This window comes from Staphylococcus sp. HMSC62B09, from assembly GCF_001839115.1.
Lineage (GTDB): Bacteria > Bacillota > Bacilli > Staphylococcales > Staphylococcaceae > Staphylococcus > Staphylococcus haemolyticus.
On sequence record NZ_KV840121.1, the window covers coordinates 172,353 to 191,028 of the forward strand.

Genomic DNA, 18,676 nt, shown 5'->3' on the forward strand with positions numbered 1-18,676 from the left:
CGATGAGTATAATGAGTCAGAACCTTATACCGGTTCACATTGCTTTCATTCCAATAGTTATACCGCCACTATTAAGTCTGTTTAATGATTTAAAAATTGATAGAAGACTTATTTCTCTAGTCATCGGCTTTGGTTTGTGTTGGCCTTATGTCTTATTACCATATGGCTTTGGACAGATTTTCCACCAAATTATTCAAAGCGGTTTCCAAAAAGCACATCACCCTATCGAATTTAATATGATTTGGAAAGGCATGTTGATTCCTTCACTTGGTTATATAGTTGGTTTAATCTTGGGTATGTTTTATTATCGTAAACCACGAGAATATAAAACAGAAACTTATGTAGAAGATGAGAATACAATTAATGAAATTAAACCGTATGTACTCGTAGTTACAATAGTCGCTATATTAGCTACATTCTTAGTTCAAACTTTTACTGATTCAATGATTTTTGGTGCATTAGCAGGTGTACTCGTATTCTTTATTTCGGGTGTTTACAAATGGAGAGAATTGGATAGTCAATTTGTTGAAGGTATTAAAATCATGTCATTTATAGGTGTTGTTATTCTTTCAGCTAATGGTTTCGCAGGTGTCATGAATGCAACAGGAGATATCGAAAAATTAGTATCAAGTTTGACTGACATTTCAAATGGTCACAAGTTATTAAGTATTGTCATCATGTACATTATTGGTTTAATTGTAACTTTAGGAATTGGTTCATCATTTGCAACGATTCCTATAATTGCAACATTATTTATTCCACTTGGTGCTTCACTCGGCTTAAGTACTATGGCTCTAATCGCTTTAGTAGGAACTGCGAGTGCTTTAGGTGATTCAGGATCTCCTGCAAGTGATTCTACGCTAGGGCCAACAGCTGGGTTAGATGTGGATGGACAGCATGATCATATTCGCGATACATGTATCCCGAATTTCTTATTCTATAATATACCTTTAATGGTATTTGGTACGATTGCAGCTATGATATTATAGGTGTAATGAGGTGAACAATTAAATGACTAACTTATTGGAAACTTTCGAAATGCAGATTGAAGAAACATCAGAGGGTAAAGTAGTAATTTCAATGCCTGTTACTGATAAAGTTAAACAACCATTCGGTTATTTGCATGGTGGTGCAACAATTGCTTTAGGTGAAACAGCGTGTTCATTAGGCGCTGCTAATCTAATCGATACGAAATCGTTCATACCACTAGGTTTAGAAATGAATGCTAACCATATTCATTCGGTTAAAGAAGGTCGTGTTATTGCTACAGCAACGATTATTCATAAAGGAAGCACAACTCAAGTTTGGAATATAGAAATAAAAAGTGAACAAGGCCAATTGATAAGTGTTATGAGAGGAACAATTGGAATTAAACTTTTAAAGCAATAAAATACCAAACGCTGCTTTAGTTCGATTAAGCATTGTTTTAAATATCCTACTTATAAAAGTATTTGTTTAAGAAAAAACGCAGACGTGGGACGGTGAATTCATAAAGAATTCTATCCTACGCCTGCTTTTTTATAAGAAATATACAAGAGATCGTATTTAAAAATAGTTTATAGTTGTTACGTTGACAATTACTTCTAATGAAATTAAGCATGTTTTTGGATAGGTTGAGCCGATAAACGTTTATAAGCCTGTTTAATTCTTTGAGCGGCTTCTCTTCCACCCATGATATTTCTAGCAAAAGGACCCAGTTCTAAATCTGCTAAACCACCTGACACAAACAATTGAGGTAACCACTCTAATTCAGAACTAATGGAAGGTAATCCACAGCGTGTTAATGGAGCATCTTCATTTTTAATTAATGATTGAATCATAGGCTGTTTTAATAGTGTTGGTTCAAAACCGGTTGCTAATAAAATGAAATCATAAGGGATAGCCGCTTGTTCTGTATGAATTTGATGTTGGTCAACTGATAAAATATTCTCTTTATGAATTATAAGTCGTCCAGATTGAATATGTTTCTTAAGTCGTAAATATAACTCTCTAGGCATTGAACCTTTATGTCTTTCGTGTTGAATGATAGACTGCCGTTCTAAAGAAGATTCAATATTTAAAAAGTGATTCATATTTTTAGGACCTAACCAACCTGGATCTGCATCGAAATGTTGGATATCAATGTCTTTATTCATCCATAAATGAATAACTTTATCATGAGATTGATTTATAAGTTTTAAAGTTAAATGGGCAGCAGAAATACCACTTCCTATAACGTGAGAACTATGTCCATACATAGTTGTATTAAATGATTTATCGAAAATGTGGCACACATCATCAGCATCTTTATAAACATTAGGAATATAGGGTTTATGCGTACATCCATTTGCTAATATAACGCAATCCGTGTGTATGACTTGATTATCATTTAATTGTATTTGCCATTGACCATCTTTCTTCGCTAATGCTTCTACATAGCCTTGAATATGATTTTCGTTTAAATCATAATGATGAACTTGTTCGTGAACATGATGCATAAACATATCTGTTTGTGGACGTTGGTATTGACCATATGTACCGTGCGCATATTGTTGAACTTTAGCGAATTGTTTTAAATGGAATGGGTTAGGGTGGATGTGATGTACAATTGGTGAACGCAAATAGGGCATGCTGATACGATGAGAAAAATCATTGAATTGTTCACATAGTGTGGCATAAGGGTCTATAATTGTTAATTTATCTCTAGATAGCCCTAATTCTCTTAGTTGAATCGCAATTGTTGTACCTTGTAAACCGCCACCGATAATTGTCCAATGCATAATAACACTTCTTTCTTTTTTAAAACGTAATAATTACGATTTATATTATCATAAATATGTAGACTAGACAATAAAAAAAGGGCGGGGACAGAAATCATTTTGAATTCTGTCTCCACCCGCAATTGTGACTTGAGCTATATAAAGTTTGCTATAAGAACTTTTTCAATTTAGTAAGTTGCTGTATTAGTTAAATCATCTTATCTTTAAATTCATTTTTTAATTCATCGATCTTCGTATCTTTAGTATAAGGTGTTTTATTATTATAAGCTGCTCTCATTATTAAATGACTTGAAAGTGGGCCAGTTATAAGAATAAAAAGAATACCAAAGATTAACTGCATATTAATATATCCATCTGTAGCGATAAAGTATAAGAATGTGCCAAACAATAGGAAAATAGCACCTAAAGTTGCTGATTTGCCTGCAGCATGACCACGCGAATAAATATCTTTTAATCTTATAATACCAATAGCAGTAACGGCACTTATAATAGCTCCTAAAATGACAAAGATAACAGCTAAACTAATGATGATGTTCGTTATCACGTTCAATCACCTTACCTTTATCCATATATTTTGAGAAGACGGCTGTTCCTAAAAAGGCTAAAATACCAATTAATAAAATAGCTACGAGTAAATATTCTGAACCTATGAATATACTATATAAGGCGATACACGCCATTAGTTGTAAACCGATTGCATCAAGTGCTAAAATTCTATCGGCTAATGTGGGACCTTTGATGATACGAACAAACATCGCTAACATTGATATTGCAACAACAATTAAAGCAATAATCATGATGATTTTTAACATTAGTCTTCGCCCACCTCTCTAACTACTCTCTCTAATGAAGATTTTATACCTTCAACTTCTTCTTCTTTAGTACTAAAATCTATAGAGTGAATATATATTTTTTTTCTATCATCACTTATACCTAATACGACTGTTCCAGGCGTCAATGTTATTAAATTAGATAATAAAACGATTTGCCAATCAGTTTTTAAGTCAGTGTGATATACGAAGAATCCTGGTTCATTCTTAAGTTTAGGTTGTAGAACAATTTTTAAGACGTCGATATTAGCTTTTAATAATTCTACAAAAAATACAACCGCTAATTTTAATATCTTATAAATTTTTATGAAATAAAATCTTCCTGGTAATATTCTACTAAATAAATATACAAATCCGAGTCCTAGTATGAAACCGAGTAAGAGGTTATTTAATGTATAGCTACCACTTAAGAAAATCCAAATAAAAGCTAAGATAAAGTTTAAAATAATTTGAATAGCCATTATGATCTACCTCCTAAGACACTCTCAATATAGATGCTAGGATCGTAAAACGATTGAGCCGCCTCAGAAATTAATGGATATAATAAATCAGCAGATAATCCAAATACGACTGTGATGACGACAGCAATTATTGAAATAGTAGTTGCGTGTTTAACGTTAACACTTTGAGTAGGCTCATAACCTTTAGGTTTCCCGAAAAAGCCTTTTAAGAAAATATGAATGACTGAATATAGTACAACTAAACTTGAAAGTAAAACGATAATACCACTTACATAAAACCCTTTTTCAAAGGTTGCTTGTACAATGTAATATTTACCATAAAAACCACTTAGAGGCGGTATACCAGCGAGACTTAGTGCTGCGATGAAGAAAGTCCATCCTAGTACAGGGTAGTGTTTAATTAAACCGCCAAAGTCTTTAAGACTTGTAGATTTCGTAATTTGATACATCACACCTATAAGTAAAAATAGGGCAGTTTTGACTAACATGTCATGAATTGTGTAGTAAATCGCACCTATAATACCTGCTTCATTCATCATTGCTACGCCAACTAAGATAACTCCGACAGCAATCATGATATTATAAATAATAATCTTTTTAGTGTCATCGTATGCAATCGCACCTACTGAACCAAAAATGATCGTTAATAACGCTAAGAATAAAATTGTATAGTGCGAGAAACTCATTGTGTTGTGGAAGAACAAGCTCAAAGTTCTTAAAATCGCATATACGCCTACTTTTGTTAGTAGGGCACCAAAAAATGCAATGATTGCAAATGGTGGTGCATAATATGAACCTGGCAACCATACGTACATAGGGAAAACACCAGCTTTAGTTGCGAACACGAAGATAAATAAAATAAAGACTATACTTAAGAGTCCGCCATGTGTGTTAGACAATGTAGATAATTTTTCACTAATATCTGCCATGTTTAACGTACCAACGATGGAATATAAAATCGCTACTGCAATTACAAAGAATGTTGAGGTAACTATATTAACTAATAAGTATTTGACAGTTTCACGTAATTGAATTTGAGTGCCACCTAGTACAAGTAGTGCGTAAGATGACATTAGGAAGACTTCGAAAAATACAAATAAGTTAAATATATCTCCAGTTGTAAATGCACCTATAATTCCTACTAACATAAATGTGATAGAGAAGTGATAATAATAACGTTCTCTATCTATTCCTGCTGTGGTACTTGAAAATGCAGTAATTAAAATGGTGATAATGATACTAGTCACAATCAACATTGCACTAAAACTATCTAGTAAAAAGATAATGCCATAAGGTGCAGGCCAAGAACCCAATTCTACTTTAAGCGGACCATCGACATATACATTTCTTAAATTGATTATTGCCACAATTAGTGTCAGGACTAGACCAGTTAAAGTGACATATCGTTTCGCACGATAACGTTGTCCTAAAAAGACCAATATAATTGCTGTAAAGATAGGTACGACTAATGAAAGGACGACTAAGTTATTTTCAATCATCATCTAACACTCCTTTCATTCTTTCTACGTTGTCAGTACCTAATTCTTTATATGTTCTAAATGCTAAGACTAAGAAAAAGGCAGTTGTCGCAAACGCGATAACGATTGCCGTTAGTATTAATGCATGGGGGATAGGATCGACATATTGACTAATATTTTTTTCATAGATTGGCATTTCGCCATGTTTCAATCCACCCATAGTAATTAAAAATAAATTTGATGCATGTGTAATTAAAGTTGTCCCCATAACAATTCGTATCAAACTTTTAGATAAAACGAGATAGACACTAATTGAAGCGAGGATGCCACATACAAATATCATGATTATTTCCACTATTCGCTCTCTCCAATCGTTATAATAATTGTCATAATCGTTCCAACTACTGCGCAAAGAACTCCGAAATCAAAGAACATCGGTGTGTTCATATGAACAGGTTGAAGTAGGGGCAACGGTATATTAAATTCCGTGTGTGTGAAAAAGTTTTCACCATAGAACCAACTCGCTAATGGAGTACCAACACAGAATAATAAGCCAATTCCAATTAAAATTTTAAAATCCCACGGGAATACCTTTTCCATCGTTTTAATATCAAACGCAATTGCGATGATAGTTAGTGCACATGATAATAGTAGGCCACCTACGAAGCCACCACCAGGTGTATAATGTCCTGCAAAGAATAAAGTGACCCCAAATAAGGCGATTAGAAAGGCGATAATAACAGCGGCATATTGAAACATTAAATTATTGTTCTGTCTGTTCATCACTTTTCACCTCACTTGATTGATGTTTACGACGCAACTTAATCATTGTATACACACCTAAACCTGCAATACCTAATACAGATGATTCAAATAAAGTATCCATACCACGGAAGTCAACAAGTATGACATTTACCATGTTCTTACCGTGAGCTAAATCATAAACATGTGCTTTATAGTATTCTCCAATAGATGTAAAATGTCTGTTTCCGTACGCAATTAAACCTAAGATAATGACAACAAGTCCGACACCAATTGAAATAAGTGCGTTCGTTAATTTAAATGATCGTGTTTCATTATAACGATTTAAATTAGGTAAATGATAGAAACATAATAAGAATAACGCTGTAGAAATCGATTCTACTACGAACTGTGTTAAGGCAAGGTCTGGTGCTTTGAAAAATACAAATAACACAGATACTGAATAACCGACCACACCTAGCATGATAACGCTAAATAAACGTGATTTAGCAATAACAACCATAAATGCTGCGATAATTAATAATATTAAAATCGCTATTTCATAAATATGAATATTATTTATATCTTTAAAATTAAAGTCAAAAGGAACGCTTAGTAGCGTCACAATCGTAACGACAATAAGCATACCGAATATAATGACTAAGCTATCTCTAACATAACCATTTACATAACTATTCGTCATATTCGCTGAATAATTAGGCAAGTATTTTCCAGTAGAATCATACCAATGATTTAACGTTAAACGTGTTGGCTGAGCGTGTAAGAGTCGGATCCAATAACTAAATGTTAGTAATAAAAGAATACCTAATATCCAAATAATTAATGTTGAAATAAATGCAGGCGTAATACCATGGAATAAGTGGAATTCCGCATTAACATTACTCATACCACTAATTGCAGTTGTCGCTGGTTCTACAATAGATTGCGTTAATAATCCAGGGAATAACCCAAAGACAACAACGAGTACTGCTAAAATGATTGGAGATAATAACATTAATATTGAAGCTTCATGTGCTTTTTTAGGTAAAGCATTCGGTTGATGTTTACCAAAGAAAATATACATAATAAATTTAATTGAATAAACAAATGTAAATATACTACCCACAATAGCTAAAATAGGAAAAACAATACCTAATGTATCTAAACTGAAAACATTAGCGTGAGAAATCTCAATCATGGCTTCAAGAAATTTTTCTTTAGAAAGGAAGCCATTAAACGGTGGAATGCCTGCCATACTTAATGCTGTAATAACAGTAATTGTAAATGAAATAGGCATAATCGTTAGTAAACCACCAAGTTTTTTAACATCTCTTGTGCCTGTAACATGATCTACAGCACCTGTAATCATGAATAACGCACCTTTAAATGTGGCGTGATTCACTAGATGAAACACTGCTGCAGTAAATCCAGCAATGTACAATTGGCTTTGACTTCCCTCGAAATGATAACTTACGGCACCAATACCTAACATCGACATAATCATGCCAAGTTGAGATACTGTTGAGAAGGCAAGTATACCTTTCAAATCTTGTTGTTTTGTGGCATTTAAAGATGCCCAGAAAAGCGTGATTAGACCAACTAAAGTAATTGTCCAAATCCATCCTTGTGATATCGCAAAAAGCGGTGTAACACGAGCAACTAAATATAATCCTGCTTTCACCATTGTTGCCGAGTGTAGATATGCACTGACTGGGGTAGGTGCTTCCATAGCGTCAGGCAACCAAATATAAAATGGAACTTGTGCAGATTTAGTGAATGCACCCAACATAATAAGTACCATTGCGAAGATAAATAATGGACTATGTTGAATTTCAGATGCATTAGCAATTAGCTCGTGTAAGCTAAGTGAATCACCTGCTAGAGAAATTAAAATGAATCCCCCTAATAAACTTAATCCACCAAATACGGTAATGATTAATGACTTTTGTGCACCATAAATAGATGCCTTTTTTTCTCTCCAGAAAGAGATAAGTAAAAAACTTGAAAACGAAGTCAATTCCCAAAATAGATATAAAATAATTAAATTGTCTGAAAGGACAACGCCTAACATTGCACCCATAAATAGTAATAAATAACAATAAAAATTACCAAGTTGTTCAGATTTACTTAAGTAACCAATGGAATATAAAACCACTAACGATCCTATACCTGTTATAAGTAAACTAAATAAAATGCTTAAGCCATCAAGATATAAATCAAAATTCATACCTATATGTGGCATCCAGTTTAATGTTTTTATTACTGTATTACCTGACTGAGTAGTCGAAATAAGAGATAAGAAATAGATAAATAAGACAACAGGAATAGGTAATACAAACCAACCTAAATGAATCTTTTTAAAGAATCGATATAGAATTGGAATAATGAGTGCAAATATTAACGGTAAAATGACCGCAATATGTAACAAACTCACTATGTTATCCTCCTTAAAAAATATTTATGCAATATATTATACATGAATCATATTGTTCTGAAAAACGCCGAAAACTCATATGAGTAGTGATTTTTCAGAACTTGTTAAATAAGAAGAAACACGTTCAAATGACCTATAAAAATTTTTGTTTATATTGAATTGAATAGTCATTTTTTAAATTTTCAAGATTGTTTAAGGCTTGTTTTGCAAATTCAGTATTTTGTTGTTTTAAATCATTTTCCATTTTTGTAATAGCTTGTTGAAGTGACGCTTCATAAGTCATTTCTTCAACATTAAACTCACGCAATTGTGAACGCGTTGCATAACGTTTTTCAAAGTGACTTAGAGCACGTCTTTCATGGAAAAAGACACCTTCAGTTTGTCCTGGATTATGTAAATCACCTTGTTTTGGATGTTTAATCACTTGTTCAACTTGAACTAGAACTTGGTCGTCATTCTCTTCTTTAATAGTAACGCCGTAAGCGCCAGTCTTATGTGAGAATCGGTATAACATGCTATATTACTTCCTTTCAAATGTGTTAAGATGTATCTATATCATCATAACATGAATGGAGAATTGAAATGACTAACTATCCACAACTAAACAAAGAAATACAAGACAATGAAATTAAAGTTGCTATGCATACAAATAAAGGCGATATGACATTTAAGTTGTTCCCAGATATCGCGCCGAAAACTGTTGAAAATTTTGTGACACACGCTAAAAATGGTTATTATGACGGTATTACTTTCCACCGTGTTATTAATGACTTCATGATTCAAGGAGGAGACCCTACAGCAACTGGTATGGGTGGTGAAAGTATTTATGGAGGTTCTTTTGAAGATGAATTCTCTTTAGAGGCTTTTAACTTATATGGCGCGCTTTCAATGGCAAATGCAGGACCAAACACAAATGGTTCTCAATTCTTTGTTGTTCAAATGAAAGAAGTTCCAGAATCTATGGTTAACCAATTAGTAGATGGTGGCTGGCCTGAACCGATTGCCAAAGCATATGCGGATAATGGTGGCACGCCTTGGTTAGATCAAAAACACACTGTGTTCGGACAACTAATTGAAGGCGAAGCAACTTTAGAAGATATTGCAAATACTAAAGTAGGTGCACAAGATAAACCTGTACATGATGTAGTTATTGAATCTATTGATGTAGAAGATAAATAATAATTGATTATGAACAAATCTTTCGAATCGACGGTTGATGTCGATTCGTTTTTTTATGGTTTAACTTTCAATTCAATTGCAATTTTTAAAACGATAACCTTAAATGCGAACGTTAATTTAGTATTTGTCGAAAGGGTTATTATATTTTTGAAAAAATGTGGATTTTTATTGGTTTATAGTTAGTCCAAGTTTGTGATTTATGCTATTATAATTATGTTAAGTAAATCGAAGTAAGGGGTTATCAAGTTGAATAATCACTATAAAGAAGGTCAGCATATTAAAGTGCGTGTGACTGGAATTCAACCGTATGGCGCTTTTGTTGAGACCCCTGACCATACTGAAGGACTTATCCATATTTCTGAAATTATGGATGATTACGTCCACAACTTAAAAAAATTTCTATCAGAAGGACAAATCGTTAAAGCAAAAATTTTATCAATTGATGATGAAGGAAAACTAAATTTGTCTCTTAAAGATAATGATTACTTTAAGAATTATGAACGAAAAAAAGAAAAGCAGTCAGTATTAGATGAAATTAAAGAAACAGAAAAGTATGGGTTTCAAACACTTGAAGAACGCCTACCGGTCTGGATTAAACAGTCTAAACGTGCGATTCGTAATAATTGATTGACTGTTAACACGCTAAGCTAACGTTATATTTTAATATAACGTTAGCTTTTTTATGCGTTTGATTATAAAAAAGCGACACAAATATATGCATGTACAGTCAAGCAGAATATTGGAGGAGCTTTAATTCTGCGTGCTATAGTCTAGTCATAATTAAAAAGGAAAGGACTTACCTATGAATAAAAAATATGAAAAATTATTTGAAACCGTAACTTTGCCAAATGGGGTTGAATTAAAAAATCGTTTTGTATTGGCGCCATTAACGCATATTTCATCTAATGATGATGGTACAATTTCTGACGTGGAAATACCGTATATTGAAAAGCGCTCTAAAGATGTTGGCTTAGCTATCAATGCTGCAAGTAATGTTAACGATATTGGTAAAGCTTTTCCAGGACAACCTTCTGTTGCGCATGATTCAGATATAGAAGGACTCAAGCGTTTAGCACAAGCTATGAAGAAGAATGGTGCTAAAGCTTTAGTTCAAATTCATCATGGTGGCGCACAAGCATTAGCTAATTTAACACCGAATGGAGATGTTGTTGCACCAAGTCCTATCACTTTAAAAAGCTTCGGACAACAACATGAACATGATGCTAGAGAAATTACCCCTAAAGAAATTGAACAAACAATTAAAGATTTCGGTGAAGCAACGCGTCGAGTAATCGAAGCTGGGTTTGATGGCGTAGAGATTCATGGTGCTAATCACTATTTAATTCACCAATTTGTATCTCCATATTATAATAGAAGAAATGATGAATGGTCTGATCACATGAAGTTTCCAACTGCTGTTATAGATGAAGTATTAAAGGCCAAATCAGAATATGCGAGCGATGATTTCATAGTAGGGTATCGACTTTCTCCTGAAGAAGCTGAATCACCAGGTATTTCAATGGAAATTACCGAACAATTAATTAATACAATTACTGAAAAATCAATTGATTATGTTCATATATCTCTTGGAGATATTCATTCAACTACAAGAGAAGGTAAGTATGCAGGACAAGAGCGATTGAAATTAATTCACCAATGGGTGGATGGTCGTATCCCAGTTATTGGTGTAGGATCTGTATTTACAGCTGATGATGCATTAGACGCTATTGAATCAACAGGTGTTGAACTCGTAGCACTTGGTCGTGAAATATTATTAGACTATAATTTCATCAGCAAAATTCAAGAAGGAAAAGAAGATGAAATTTTATCAGAATTTGACCCTCATCGTGAAGATAAGCATGAATTAACACCTAATTTGTGGAAACAATTTAACCAAGGTTTTTATCCGTTACCTCGTAAAGATAAATAGTATTAATGAGTGAATAAATGTTAAACTTTGCGGTTAGTTTTAATCTAGTTAAAAAGAAGATGTTCAAAATATCTTTATAAATTTAATTTGATAAATGTAGATGAACTTAGAGTTTATAATAGATTATGGCAATCATTCTTGTCATAATCTTTTTTTTTATGTAAATACCAAAGGAATCTTAATTCATTTTATTTATCGGAAAATTTTTAATATTTTGCTTGTAAAAATATTGATAGGTATGTCATTATATCTGTAAGGGCTTTCATTTAGAAACGAAGGGCATATTTGATGTAACAATGAGTCATTTAGTGCTCTTATTAATTTTGCGAATATACTTCTTTGTATATGACATCGAAAGCCGTAATCGTATGGCAATTAGTTTTAATATAAATTAAGCAAAGGGGAGATATTATGACTAAGTCAGAACAAATCATTGAATTAACAAACCATTATGGAGCTCAAAACTACGTACCACTACCAATCGTTGTTGCAGAAGCGGAAGGTATTTGGGTAACTGATCCAGAAGGTAATAAATATATGGATATGCTTTCAGCTTATTCAGCTGTTAACCAAGGACACCGTCATCCTAAAATTATTCAAGCACTTAAAGATCAAGCTGACAAAGTAACTTTGGTTTCTCGTGCTTTTCATAGTGATAATTTAGGTGAATGGTATGAAAAAGTTTGTAAATTATCAGGTAAAGATAAAGCACTACCAATGAATACTGGTGCGGAAGCAGTTGAAACTGCATTGAAAGCTGCACGTCGTTGGGCATATGATGTAAAAGGTCTTGAACCAGATAAAGCTGAAATTATCGCATTTAATGGTAACTTCCATGGTCGTACTATGGCGCCAGTATCTTTATCATCAGAAGCTGAGTACCAACGTGGTTATGGTCCGTTATTAGATGGTTTCCGCAAAGTAGATTTCGGTGATGTTGATAAATTAAAAGAAGCTATTAATGAGAATACAGCTGCTATTTTAGTTGAACCGATTCAAGGTGAAGCAGGTATTAATATCCCACCTGAAGGTTATTTAAAAGCTATCAGAGAATTATGTGATGAACATAATATTCTATTTATTGCCGATGAAATTCAAGCTGGTTTAGGACGTTCTGGTAAATTATTTGCTACTGATTGGGATAATGTTAAACCTGATGTTTATATTTTAGGAAAAGCGCTTGGTGGCGGCGTACTACCTATTTCTGTAGTCTTAGCTGATAACGAAGTACTGGATGTATTTACACCTGGTTCACACGGTTCTACGTTTGGTGGTAATCCATTAGCTTGTGCCGTTTCAATCGCTGCGTTAGATGTCATATTAGATGAAGATTTACCTGGCCGTTCACATGAATTAGGGGAATACTTTAAATCTGAATTACAAAAAATTAATCACCCAGCTATTAAAGAAGTACGTGGTCGTGGTCTATTTATTGGTGTTGAATTACATGAAAATGCTAGACCTTTCTGTGAAGCATTAAAAGAAAAAGGACTATTATGTAAAGAAACTCATGATACGGTGATTCGATTTGCTCCACCTTTAGTTATTTCTAAAGAAGAATTAGATGATGCATTAGATAGAATCAGAAGCGTATTTAATTAAGTTCAAAAAGTTGTAACATTCATTTTGAAAACCCTTTAAAAAGCAAAGACATGTGTTACAATATGTATGAAAGCGAAATCATTTGTTAAAAAGAGGCGAAAGTGATCATGACTGAGAATAATAATTTAGTGACTTCTACACAAAGTATCATTAAAGAAGCTTTACACAAATTGGGATTTGACGATGGTATGTATGATTTAATCAAAGAACCATTAAGATTTTTACAAGTTCGTATCCCAGTACGCATGGATGATGGTACTGTTAAAACATTTACAGGTTATCGTGCTCAACATAACGATGCTGTTGGTCCAACTAAAGGTGGGGTTCGTTTCCATCCTGAAGTAGATGAAGAAGAAGTTAAAGCATTATCTATGTGGATGACTTTAAAATGCGGTATTGTTAATTTACCATACGGTGGTGGTAAAGGTGGTATCGTATGTGACCCACGTCAAATGAGTATTCATGAAGTTGAACGTTTATCTCGTGGATATGTACGTGCAATTTCTCAATTCGTTGGTCCTACAAAAGATATTCCAGCACCAGACGTATTTACTAACTCTCAAATTATGGCTTGGATGATGGATGAATATAGTGCTTTAGATAAATTCAACTCACCTGGGTTTATCACAGGTAAACCTATCGTATTAGGTGGTTCACAAGGACGCGATCGTTCAACTGCATTGGGCGTAGTGATTGCTATTGAACAAGCAGCTAAACGTCGTGGTAAGGAAATCAAAGGTTCTCGCGTAGTTATCCAAGGATTTGGTAATGCAGGTAGTTTCCTAGCTAAATTCTTATATGACATGGGTGCAAAAGTCGTAGGAATTTCTGATGCTTATGGTGCATTACATGATCCAGAAGGTTTAGATATCAATTATTTATTAGATCGTCGTGATAGTTTCGGTACAGTTACAAACTTATTCGATAACACAATTTCTAACAAAGAATTGTTCGAGTTAGATTGTGACATTCTAGTACCAGCTGCGATTTCTAACCAAATCACTGAAGATAATGCGAATGATATTAAAGCCGATATTATTGTTGAAGCGGCTAACGGACCTACTACACCTGAAGCTACACGAATTTTAACTGAACGTGGTATCTTATTGGTACCAGACGTACTAGCAAGTGCTGGTGGTGTAACAGTTTCATACTTCGAATGGGTGCAAAATAACCAAGGTTATTATTGGTCTGAAGAGGAAGTTAACGATAAATTACGTGAAAAATTAGTAGATGCGTTTGATACAATCTACGAATTAGCACAAAATAGAAAAATTGACATGAGACTAGCAGCTTATATTGTAGGTATTAAACGTACTGCAGAAGCAGCTCGCTACCGTGGTTGGGCATAAACCGATATATAAACATAAATAAACGCTATAGCTTGTTATGGGAATGAAACAAGTTATAGCGTTTTTGTTTTGATTCAAGAGCCTGAGACTTACATTATATAATGATGCTATTTTGCAAATTCGCAGTAGCGGACTGTATTAAAACTTTTACTTACTTTTGTGAACTTATTGCTTTATATTGATCAGCATAGTTTGTAAAGACACCATCAACACCGTATTGGTTCAAGCGCTGCATATCGGCAGTTTCATTCACCGTAAATGGATGTACGAGAAAACCTAAGTCTTTTAAATGAGCTGTATTTTGTGCATTTAAATCGCTATATTCAGGACCGACACCAATTGCATAAGAACGAATACGTTGTAAATCTGCTTCACTTTGTTGAGCTAATTCACCTTTATCCAATAGGCGTATTAATGGCACATTTGAATTTAATTGATGCATTTTTAATAAGCTAGCTTCTGAAAATGATTGTACCAGGACATGTCCATTTTCTAGAGAATTTGAAGTAAGCATGTTATGTCGGTTTAGTGTGTCTAGCAGTTGTTGTTCCATGCCAGGATAAACATCAGGCTGCTTTGTTTCAATATAATAATTGGCATCTGTACCATAACGTGTCAAAATTTCATCTAATGTTGGAACTGTAGCACCTTTATAACTATCTTTGGCTAATTGAGGATTTTGTTCATTAAATGATGAACCTGCATCTAATTTCTTTAATTCAGCTAATGTATAATCCTCGACACGTCCTGAGCCGTTTGTTGTACGATCAACTGTTTCGTCATGCATTGCAACTAAATGACCATCTTTAGTGCGTTGTAAATCTATTTCAATATATGAGGCACCTAATTCATTATAACTTTTATCGTACGCTGCAAAAGTATGCTCTGGTGCATAGCCACTAGCACCACGATGTGCAATAGTAGTATGGCGCTCTCCTGTTAAATTTCTTGACCAATTAGTATGATTGTTTTGAGTTTTAGATGCATTAGTTAGGTTCGTAGTTGTAGTGTTTGATGATTCACCACCACTTGCTTCAACGGGCGTATGTATAATCGCTAGACTCAAACTGGCTACTGTTAAACATGAAATGATACCTTTATTACTTGCTTTCAACAAACTCATCCTTTCATAGTTAAATGTATAATTAAAATCTATCAGTGATATTTTGTGTAAGAAAGTGAATTTGCAGAAGCTTTAAATAACTATTATATAATTAATGTTCACTCAATATATTTAACAAAAAGGTTGGGAATGGATAGAATTCATTCAGAATTCGTTGGCCCATACCCAACCTCTAAAATTAATCGTTATTTAATAATTTTTCAGCAACTTTCAGTTGATGACGTACTGCGTCTTGGCCTGTTGAACCATAACTTTTTCTTCGGCTAAGACAGTTTTCCGGTTTAAGATAATCATAAACATCTTGATCTATATTTGAATTTAATTCTTTGTAACGTTCGAGAGGTACATCTAATAAATAGATACCTTGTTGAATGCACTCAAAGACAATTTTACCAACAATTTCGTGCGCCTTTCTAAATGGTACATCTTTAGCTACTAAATAATCAGCTAATTCCGTTGCATTTGAAAAGTCTTGATGCACAGTTTCGTTTAAACGGTCTGTATTAACGGTCATTGTATCTAACATACCTTCAAAAATTCGTAGTGAACCTTTTATAGTACGTACTGAGTCAAATAAACCTTCTTTATCTTCTTGTAAGTCTTTATTATATGCAAGTGGTAACCCTTTTAATGTTACAAGCATGCTCATTAAATGTCCTGTAGCACGTCCTACTTTACCACGAATAAGTTCTGCCATATCTGGATTCTTCTTCTGAGGCATAATAGATGAACCTGTAGAGAAAGCATCAGATAGGGTAATGAATTTCGCTTCATCCGTAGACCAAAAGATAATTTCTTCAGCAAAACGTGATAAATGAATCATAGTTAATGAAATATTATGCAAAGTTTCAATAATGTAATCACGATCACTCACTGCATCTAAACTATTCTCATAAACTGAACTAAATTCTAATAATTGTTGCGTTTCGTGTCTATCGATAGGGTGTGTTGTACCACTTAATGCAGCTGCACCTAATGGTGAAATATCAATACGTTTCATACTATCAACGAAACGTGAATAGTCTCTTTCTAGCATCCAGAAATATGTCATAACATGGTGTGCAAAAGAAATCGGTTGAGCACGTTGTAAGTGTGTATATCCTGGCATGATTGTATCCACATGTGATTGAGCTAGTTTAAGAATGGATGTTTGGAATGATCGAATAAGGTCTTGAATTTCAAGTACTTCTTTTTTTACGTATAGATGCAAGTCAGTAGCCACTTGGTCATTTCTACTACGACCTGTATGCAACTTACCTCCAGCGTCACCGACACGTTGAATGAGTTCATGTTCAATGTTTAAATGAATATCTTCAAGCGATTTTTTAAACGCAAGCTTCCCATTATGAAAGTCTTGTTGAATCTCTTTTAAGCCATTAATGATTGCGTCTTTATCATCTTGTGAAATGATATTTTGATTAGCTAACATGGTAGCATGTGCAATACTACCTTGGACATCTTCATCCAACAATGTTTGGTCGAAATCTATGGAAGCATTAAATTCATCTACCCAATCTTCCGGCTGTTGTTGAAAACGGCCACCCCATGCTTTACTACTCATTACTATAACCTCCATGAAGATATGCATTTACTTGAGTAGGTAAACCATAAATATCGATGAAACCTACCGCTGCCGATTGATTAAATGCATCTTCTTTAGTGTATGTTGCTAATTTTTCATCATATAGCGTGTATAGAGATTTTCTTCCATTAACAATGGCATTACCTTTAAATAATTTAATTCTAACATCACCTTCAACATATTGTTGCGTGCTATCAATGAATAATTTTAAGCTATCAGTTAATGGTGAGAACCATAAACCATTATAAGTTTGTTCAGCAAATTGTTTTTCAATCACTGGTTTAAAATGAGCTACATCTTTAGTTAACGTTAATGTTTCAAGTGCTTTATGTGCTTTTAATATTACTTCTGCACCTGGAGTTTCATATATTTCACGAGATTTAATACCAACAAGACGATTTTCTACATGGTCGATACGTCCAATTCCGTGTTTTCCAGCTAATTCATTTAAAGTTAATATTAATTGATCTAAGTCATAATCTTGATGATTTAATTGAACTGGAACACCGTTTTTAAATGAAAGGATAATTTCATCAGGTGTATCTGGTGTATCTTCTAACTCTGCTGTTAAATCATAAGCGTCTTTTGGAGGGGCAGCATACGGATCTTCTAAAATACCACACTCATTTGCTCTACCCCATAAGTTTTGATCAATTGAATAAGGAGAATCGTGATTGATGCCAACAGGGATATTGTGTTTAATGGCATAATCAATTTCTTCTTCACGACTCCAACCCCATTCTCTTACTGGCGCAAATGCTTTTAGGTTAGGGTTTAATGCTTTAATAGCAACTTCGAAACGAACTTGGTCATTACCTTTACCAGTACAACCATGCGCGATACCGACAGAATTAGTTTGTTCAGCAATCTCAACTAATTTCTTAGCGATAAGTGGACGAGATAAAGCTGATACGAGTGGATAACTATTTTCATACATTAAGTTACCTTTGATTGCATAACTTACAAAGTCATCACTAAATTCTTTAGTAGCATCAATAATATGACACTCAACTGCACCCATATCTAGTGCTTTAGAATATACAACATCTAAATCTTTACCTTCACCAACATCTAAACATACAGCTACGACATCATAGCCTTTATCTATAAGCCATTTAACGGCTACACTTGTATCTAATCCACCTGAATATGCTAATACGATTTTCTCTTTCATTAAAATTCACCTCATAATTTTTCTGAAAATT

Annotated in this window: 19 protein-coding genes; 7 read left to right on the forward strand and 12 right to left on the reverse strand. The window is 33.8% G+C overall.

Going from position 1 to position 18,676, the window contains the following annotated elements; all coding sequences use genetic code 11:
• Together HMPREF3265_RS04295 and HMPREF3265_RS04300 are read left to right on the forward strand one after the other, a co-directional pair.
• Positions 1 to 989, forward strand: a 989-nt coding sequence (locus HMPREF3265_RS04295) for a Na+/H+ antiporter NhaC family protein (RefSeq protein WP_070834684.1), incomplete at its 5' end; no start/stop codon positions are given.
• 22 nt (positions 990 to 1,011) lie between these two features.
• Entirely contained in the window at positions 1,012 to 1,389 is a 378-nt protein-coding gene (locus HMPREF3265_RS04300) for a PaaI family thioesterase (protein WP_037559148.1), read from the forward strand.
• Between the two features lie 203 nt (positions 1,390 to 1,592).
• On the opposite strand, the gene HMPREF3265_RS04305 is transcribed toward HMPREF3265_RS04300, so the two are convergent.
• The 9 genes from HMPREF3265_RS04305 to HMPREF3265_RS04345 all read right to left on the reverse strand — a co-directional run bounded on the left by HMPREF3265_RS04305 (position 1,593) and on the right by HMPREF3265_RS04345 (position 9,217).
• Entirely contained in the window at positions 1,593 to 2,759 is a 1,167-nt protein-coding gene (locus HMPREF3265_RS04305) for an NAD(P)-binding domain-containing protein (protein ID WP_048667951.1), read from the reverse strand.
• Positions 2,760 to 2,946: 187 nt separating this feature from the next.
• The gene (locus HMPREF3265_RS04310) at positions 2,947 to 3,303 is read right to left on the reverse strand and encodes a Na+/H+ antiporter subunit G1 (RefSeq protein ID WP_011276272.1); all 357 of its coding nucleotides are present in this window, start codon (positions 3,301 to 3,303) and stop codon (positions 2,947 to 2,949) included.
• On the reverse strand, positions 3,281 to 3,571 hold the full coding sequence (locus HMPREF3265_RS04315; RefSeq protein ID WP_011276271.1) for a Na(+)/H(+) antiporter subunit F1: 291 nt from the start codon (positions 3,569 to 3,571) through the stop codon (positions 3,281 to 3,283). The genes HMPREF3265_RS04310 and HMPREF3265_RS04315 overlap by 23 nt, the downstream gene beginning before the upstream one ends.
• Complete coding sequence (locus HMPREF3265_RS04320) at positions 3,571 to 4,050, reverse strand: Na+/H+ antiporter subunit E (RefSeq protein WP_037559134.1); 480 nt, start codon at positions 4,048 to 4,050, stop codon at positions 3,571 to 3,573. Before HMPREF3265_RS04320 ends, HMPREF3265_RS04315 begins: the two co-directional genes overlap by 1 nt.
• Entirely contained in the window at positions 4,050 to 5,549 is a 1,500-nt protein-coding gene (locus tag HMPREF3265_RS04325) for a Na+/H+ antiporter subunit D (RefSeq protein WP_016931158.1), read from the reverse strand. Before HMPREF3265_RS04325 ends, HMPREF3265_RS04320 begins: the two co-directional genes overlap by 1 nt.
• Positions 5,542 to 5,883 carry a Na+/H+ antiporter Mnh1 subunit C gene (gene mnhC1 / locus HMPREF3265_RS04330; protein ID WP_011276268.1) on the reverse strand — a complete coding sequence of 114 codons (342 nt, stop codon included), beginning with the start codon at positions 5,881 to 5,883 and terminating at the stop codon, positions 5,542 to 5,544. Before mnhC1 ends, HMPREF3265_RS04325 begins: the two co-directional genes overlap by 8 nt.
• Positions 5,883 to 6,311 carry a Na(+)/H(+) antiporter subunit B gene (locus HMPREF3265_RS04335; protein ID WP_016931159.1) on the reverse strand — a complete coding sequence of 143 codons (429 nt, stop codon included), beginning with the start codon at positions 6,309 to 6,311 and terminating at the stop codon, positions 5,883 to 5,885. The genes mnhC1 and HMPREF3265_RS04335 overlap by 1 nt, the downstream gene beginning before the upstream one ends.
• The gene (locus HMPREF3265_RS04340) at positions 6,292 to 8,703 is read right to left on the reverse strand and encodes a Na+/H+ antiporter subunit A (protein WP_033079934.1); all 2,412 of its coding nucleotides are present in this window, start codon (positions 8,701 to 8,703) and stop codon (positions 6,292 to 6,294) included. The genes HMPREF3265_RS04335 and HMPREF3265_RS04340 overlap by 20 nt, the downstream gene beginning before the upstream one ends.
• A 133-nt stretch (positions 8,704 to 8,836) precedes the next feature.
• Positions 8,837 to 9,217 carry a kinase-associated lipoprotein B gene (locus HMPREF3265_RS04345; RefSeq protein WP_011276265.1) on the reverse strand — a complete coding sequence of 127 codons (381 nt, stop codon included), beginning with the start codon at positions 9,215 to 9,217 and terminating at the stop codon, positions 8,837 to 8,839.
• Between the two features lie 68 nt (positions 9,218 to 9,285).
• Here HMPREF3265_RS04345 and HMPREF3265_RS04350 point away from each other — a divergent pair, with 68 nt between their 5' ends.
• The 5 genes from HMPREF3265_RS04350 to HMPREF3265_RS04370 all read left to right on the forward strand — a co-directional run bounded on the left by HMPREF3265_RS04350 (position 9,286) and on the right by HMPREF3265_RS04370 (position 14,766).
• The gene (locus HMPREF3265_RS04350) at positions 9,286 to 9,882 is read left to right on the forward strand and encodes a peptidylprolyl isomerase (RefSeq protein WP_011276264.1); all 597 of its coding nucleotides are present in this window, start codon (positions 9,286 to 9,288) and stop codon (positions 9,880 to 9,882) included.
• Between the two features lie 246 nt (positions 9,883 to 10,128).
• On the forward strand, positions 10,129 to 10,509 hold the full coding sequence (ygs, locus tag HMPREF3265_RS04355; RefSeq protein ID WP_011276262.1) for a S1 domain-containing post-transcriptional regulator Ygs: 381 nt from the start codon (positions 10,129 to 10,131) through the stop codon (positions 10,507 to 10,509).
• A 175-nt stretch (positions 10,510 to 10,684) separates the two neighbouring features.
• Positions 10,685 to 11,812: an NADH-dependent flavin oxidoreductase gene (locus HMPREF3265_RS04360; protein ID WP_011276261.1), complete on the forward strand. Its 1,128-nt coding sequence runs from the start codon at positions 10,685 to 10,687 to the stop codon at positions 11,810 to 11,812.
• Between the two features lie 411 nt (positions 11,813 to 12,223).
• Positions 12,224 to 13,414, forward strand: a complete 1,191-nt coding sequence (locus HMPREF3265_RS04365; RefSeq protein ID WP_037570620.1) for an ornithine--oxo-acid transaminase — start codon at positions 12,224 to 12,226, stop codon at positions 13,412 to 13,414.
• A 107-nt stretch (positions 13,415 to 13,521) separates the two neighbouring features.
• A complete protein-coding gene (locus HMPREF3265_RS04370) occupies positions 13,522 to 14,766 on the forward strand; it encodes a Glu/Leu/Phe/Val family dehydrogenase (RefSeq protein ID WP_037570617.1) in 1,245 nt (414 codons plus the stop codon).
• A gap of 151 nt (positions 14,767 to 14,917) precedes the next feature.
• Here the strand turns inward: HMPREF3265_RS04370 and HMPREF3265_RS04375 are convergent, their stop codons facing one another.
• From HMPREF3265_RS04375 to HMPREF3265_RS04385, 3 genes are all read right to left on the reverse strand, one after another.
• The gene (locus HMPREF3265_RS04375; RefSeq protein WP_011276258.1) at positions 14,918 to 15,880 is read right to left on the reverse strand and encodes a glycerophosphodiester phosphodiesterase; all 963 of its coding nucleotides are present in this window, start codon (positions 15,878 to 15,880) and stop codon (positions 14,918 to 14,920) included.
• Positions 15,881 to 16,067: 187 nt separating this feature from the next.
• Positions 16,068 to 17,450: an argininosuccinate lyase gene (gene argH / locus HMPREF3265_RS04380; RefSeq protein WP_011276257.1), complete on the reverse strand. Its 1,383-nt coding sequence runs from the start codon at positions 17,448 to 17,450 to the stop codon at positions 16,068 to 16,070.
• Positions 17,443 to 18,645 carry an argininosuccinate synthase gene (locus tag HMPREF3265_RS04385; protein WP_033079774.1) on the reverse strand — a complete coding sequence of 401 codons (1,203 nt, stop codon included), beginning with the start codon at positions 18,643 to 18,645 and terminating at the stop codon, positions 17,443 to 17,445. Before HMPREF3265_RS04385 ends, argH begins: the two co-directional genes overlap by 8 nt.
• Positions 18,646 to 18,676 lie beyond the last annotated feature (31 nt).

Excerpts from the sequence above, each read along its gene's own strand:
- HMPREF3265_RS04360 (WP_011276261.1), top strand. The coding sequence starts at position 10,685 with ATGAATAAAAAATATGAAAAATTATTTGAAACCGTAACTTTGCCAAAT.
- HMPREF3265_RS04345 (WP_011276265.1), bottom strand. The coding sequence starts at position 9,217 with ATGTTATACCGATTCTCACATAAGACTGGCGCTTACGGCGTTACTATT.
- HMPREF3265_RS04350 (WP_011276264.1), top strand. The coding sequence starts at position 9,286 with ATGACTAACTATCCACAACTAAACAAAGAAATACAAGACAATGAAATT.
- HMPREF3265_RS04335 (WP_016931159.1), bottom strand. The coding sequence starts at position 6,311 with ATGAACAGACAGAACAATAATTTAATGTTTCAATATGCCGCTGTTATT.
- HMPREF3265_RS04305 (WP_048667951.1), bottom strand. The coding sequence starts at position 2,759 with ATGCATTGGACAATTATCGGTGGCGGTTTACAAGGTACAACAATTGCG.
- argH (WP_011276257.1), bottom strand. The coding sequence starts at position 17,450 with ATGAGTAGTAAAGCATGGGGTGGCCGTTTTCAACAACAGCCGGAAGAT.
- HMPREF3265_RS04365 (WP_037570620.1), top strand. The coding sequence starts at position 12,224 with ATGACTAAGTCAGAACAAATCATTGAATTAACAAACCATTATGGAGCT.
- HMPREF3265_RS04315 (WP_011276271.1), bottom strand. The coding sequence starts at position 3,571 with ATGTTAAAAATCATCATGATTATTGCTTTAATTGTTGTTGCAATATCA.
- HMPREF3265_RS04385 (WP_033079774.1), bottom strand. The coding sequence starts at position 18,645 with ATGAAAGAGAAAATCGTATTAGCATATTCAGGTGGATTAGATACAAGT.
- HMPREF3265_RS04320 (WP_037559134.1), bottom strand. The coding sequence starts at position 4,050 with ATGGCTATTCAAATTATTTTAAACTTTATCTTAGCTTTTATTTGGATT.
- HMPREF3265_RS04325 (WP_016931158.1), bottom strand. The coding sequence starts at position 5,549 with ATGATTGAAAATAACTTAGTCGTCCTTTCATTAGTCGTACCTATCTTT.
- HMPREF3265_RS04370 (WP_037570617.1), top strand. The coding sequence starts at position 13,522 with ATGACTGAGAATAATAATTTAGTGACTTCTACACAAAGTATCATTAAA.
- HMPREF3265_RS04300 (WP_037559148.1), top strand. The coding sequence starts at position 1,012 with ATGACTAACTTATTGGAAACTTTCGAAATGCAGATTGAAGAAACATCA.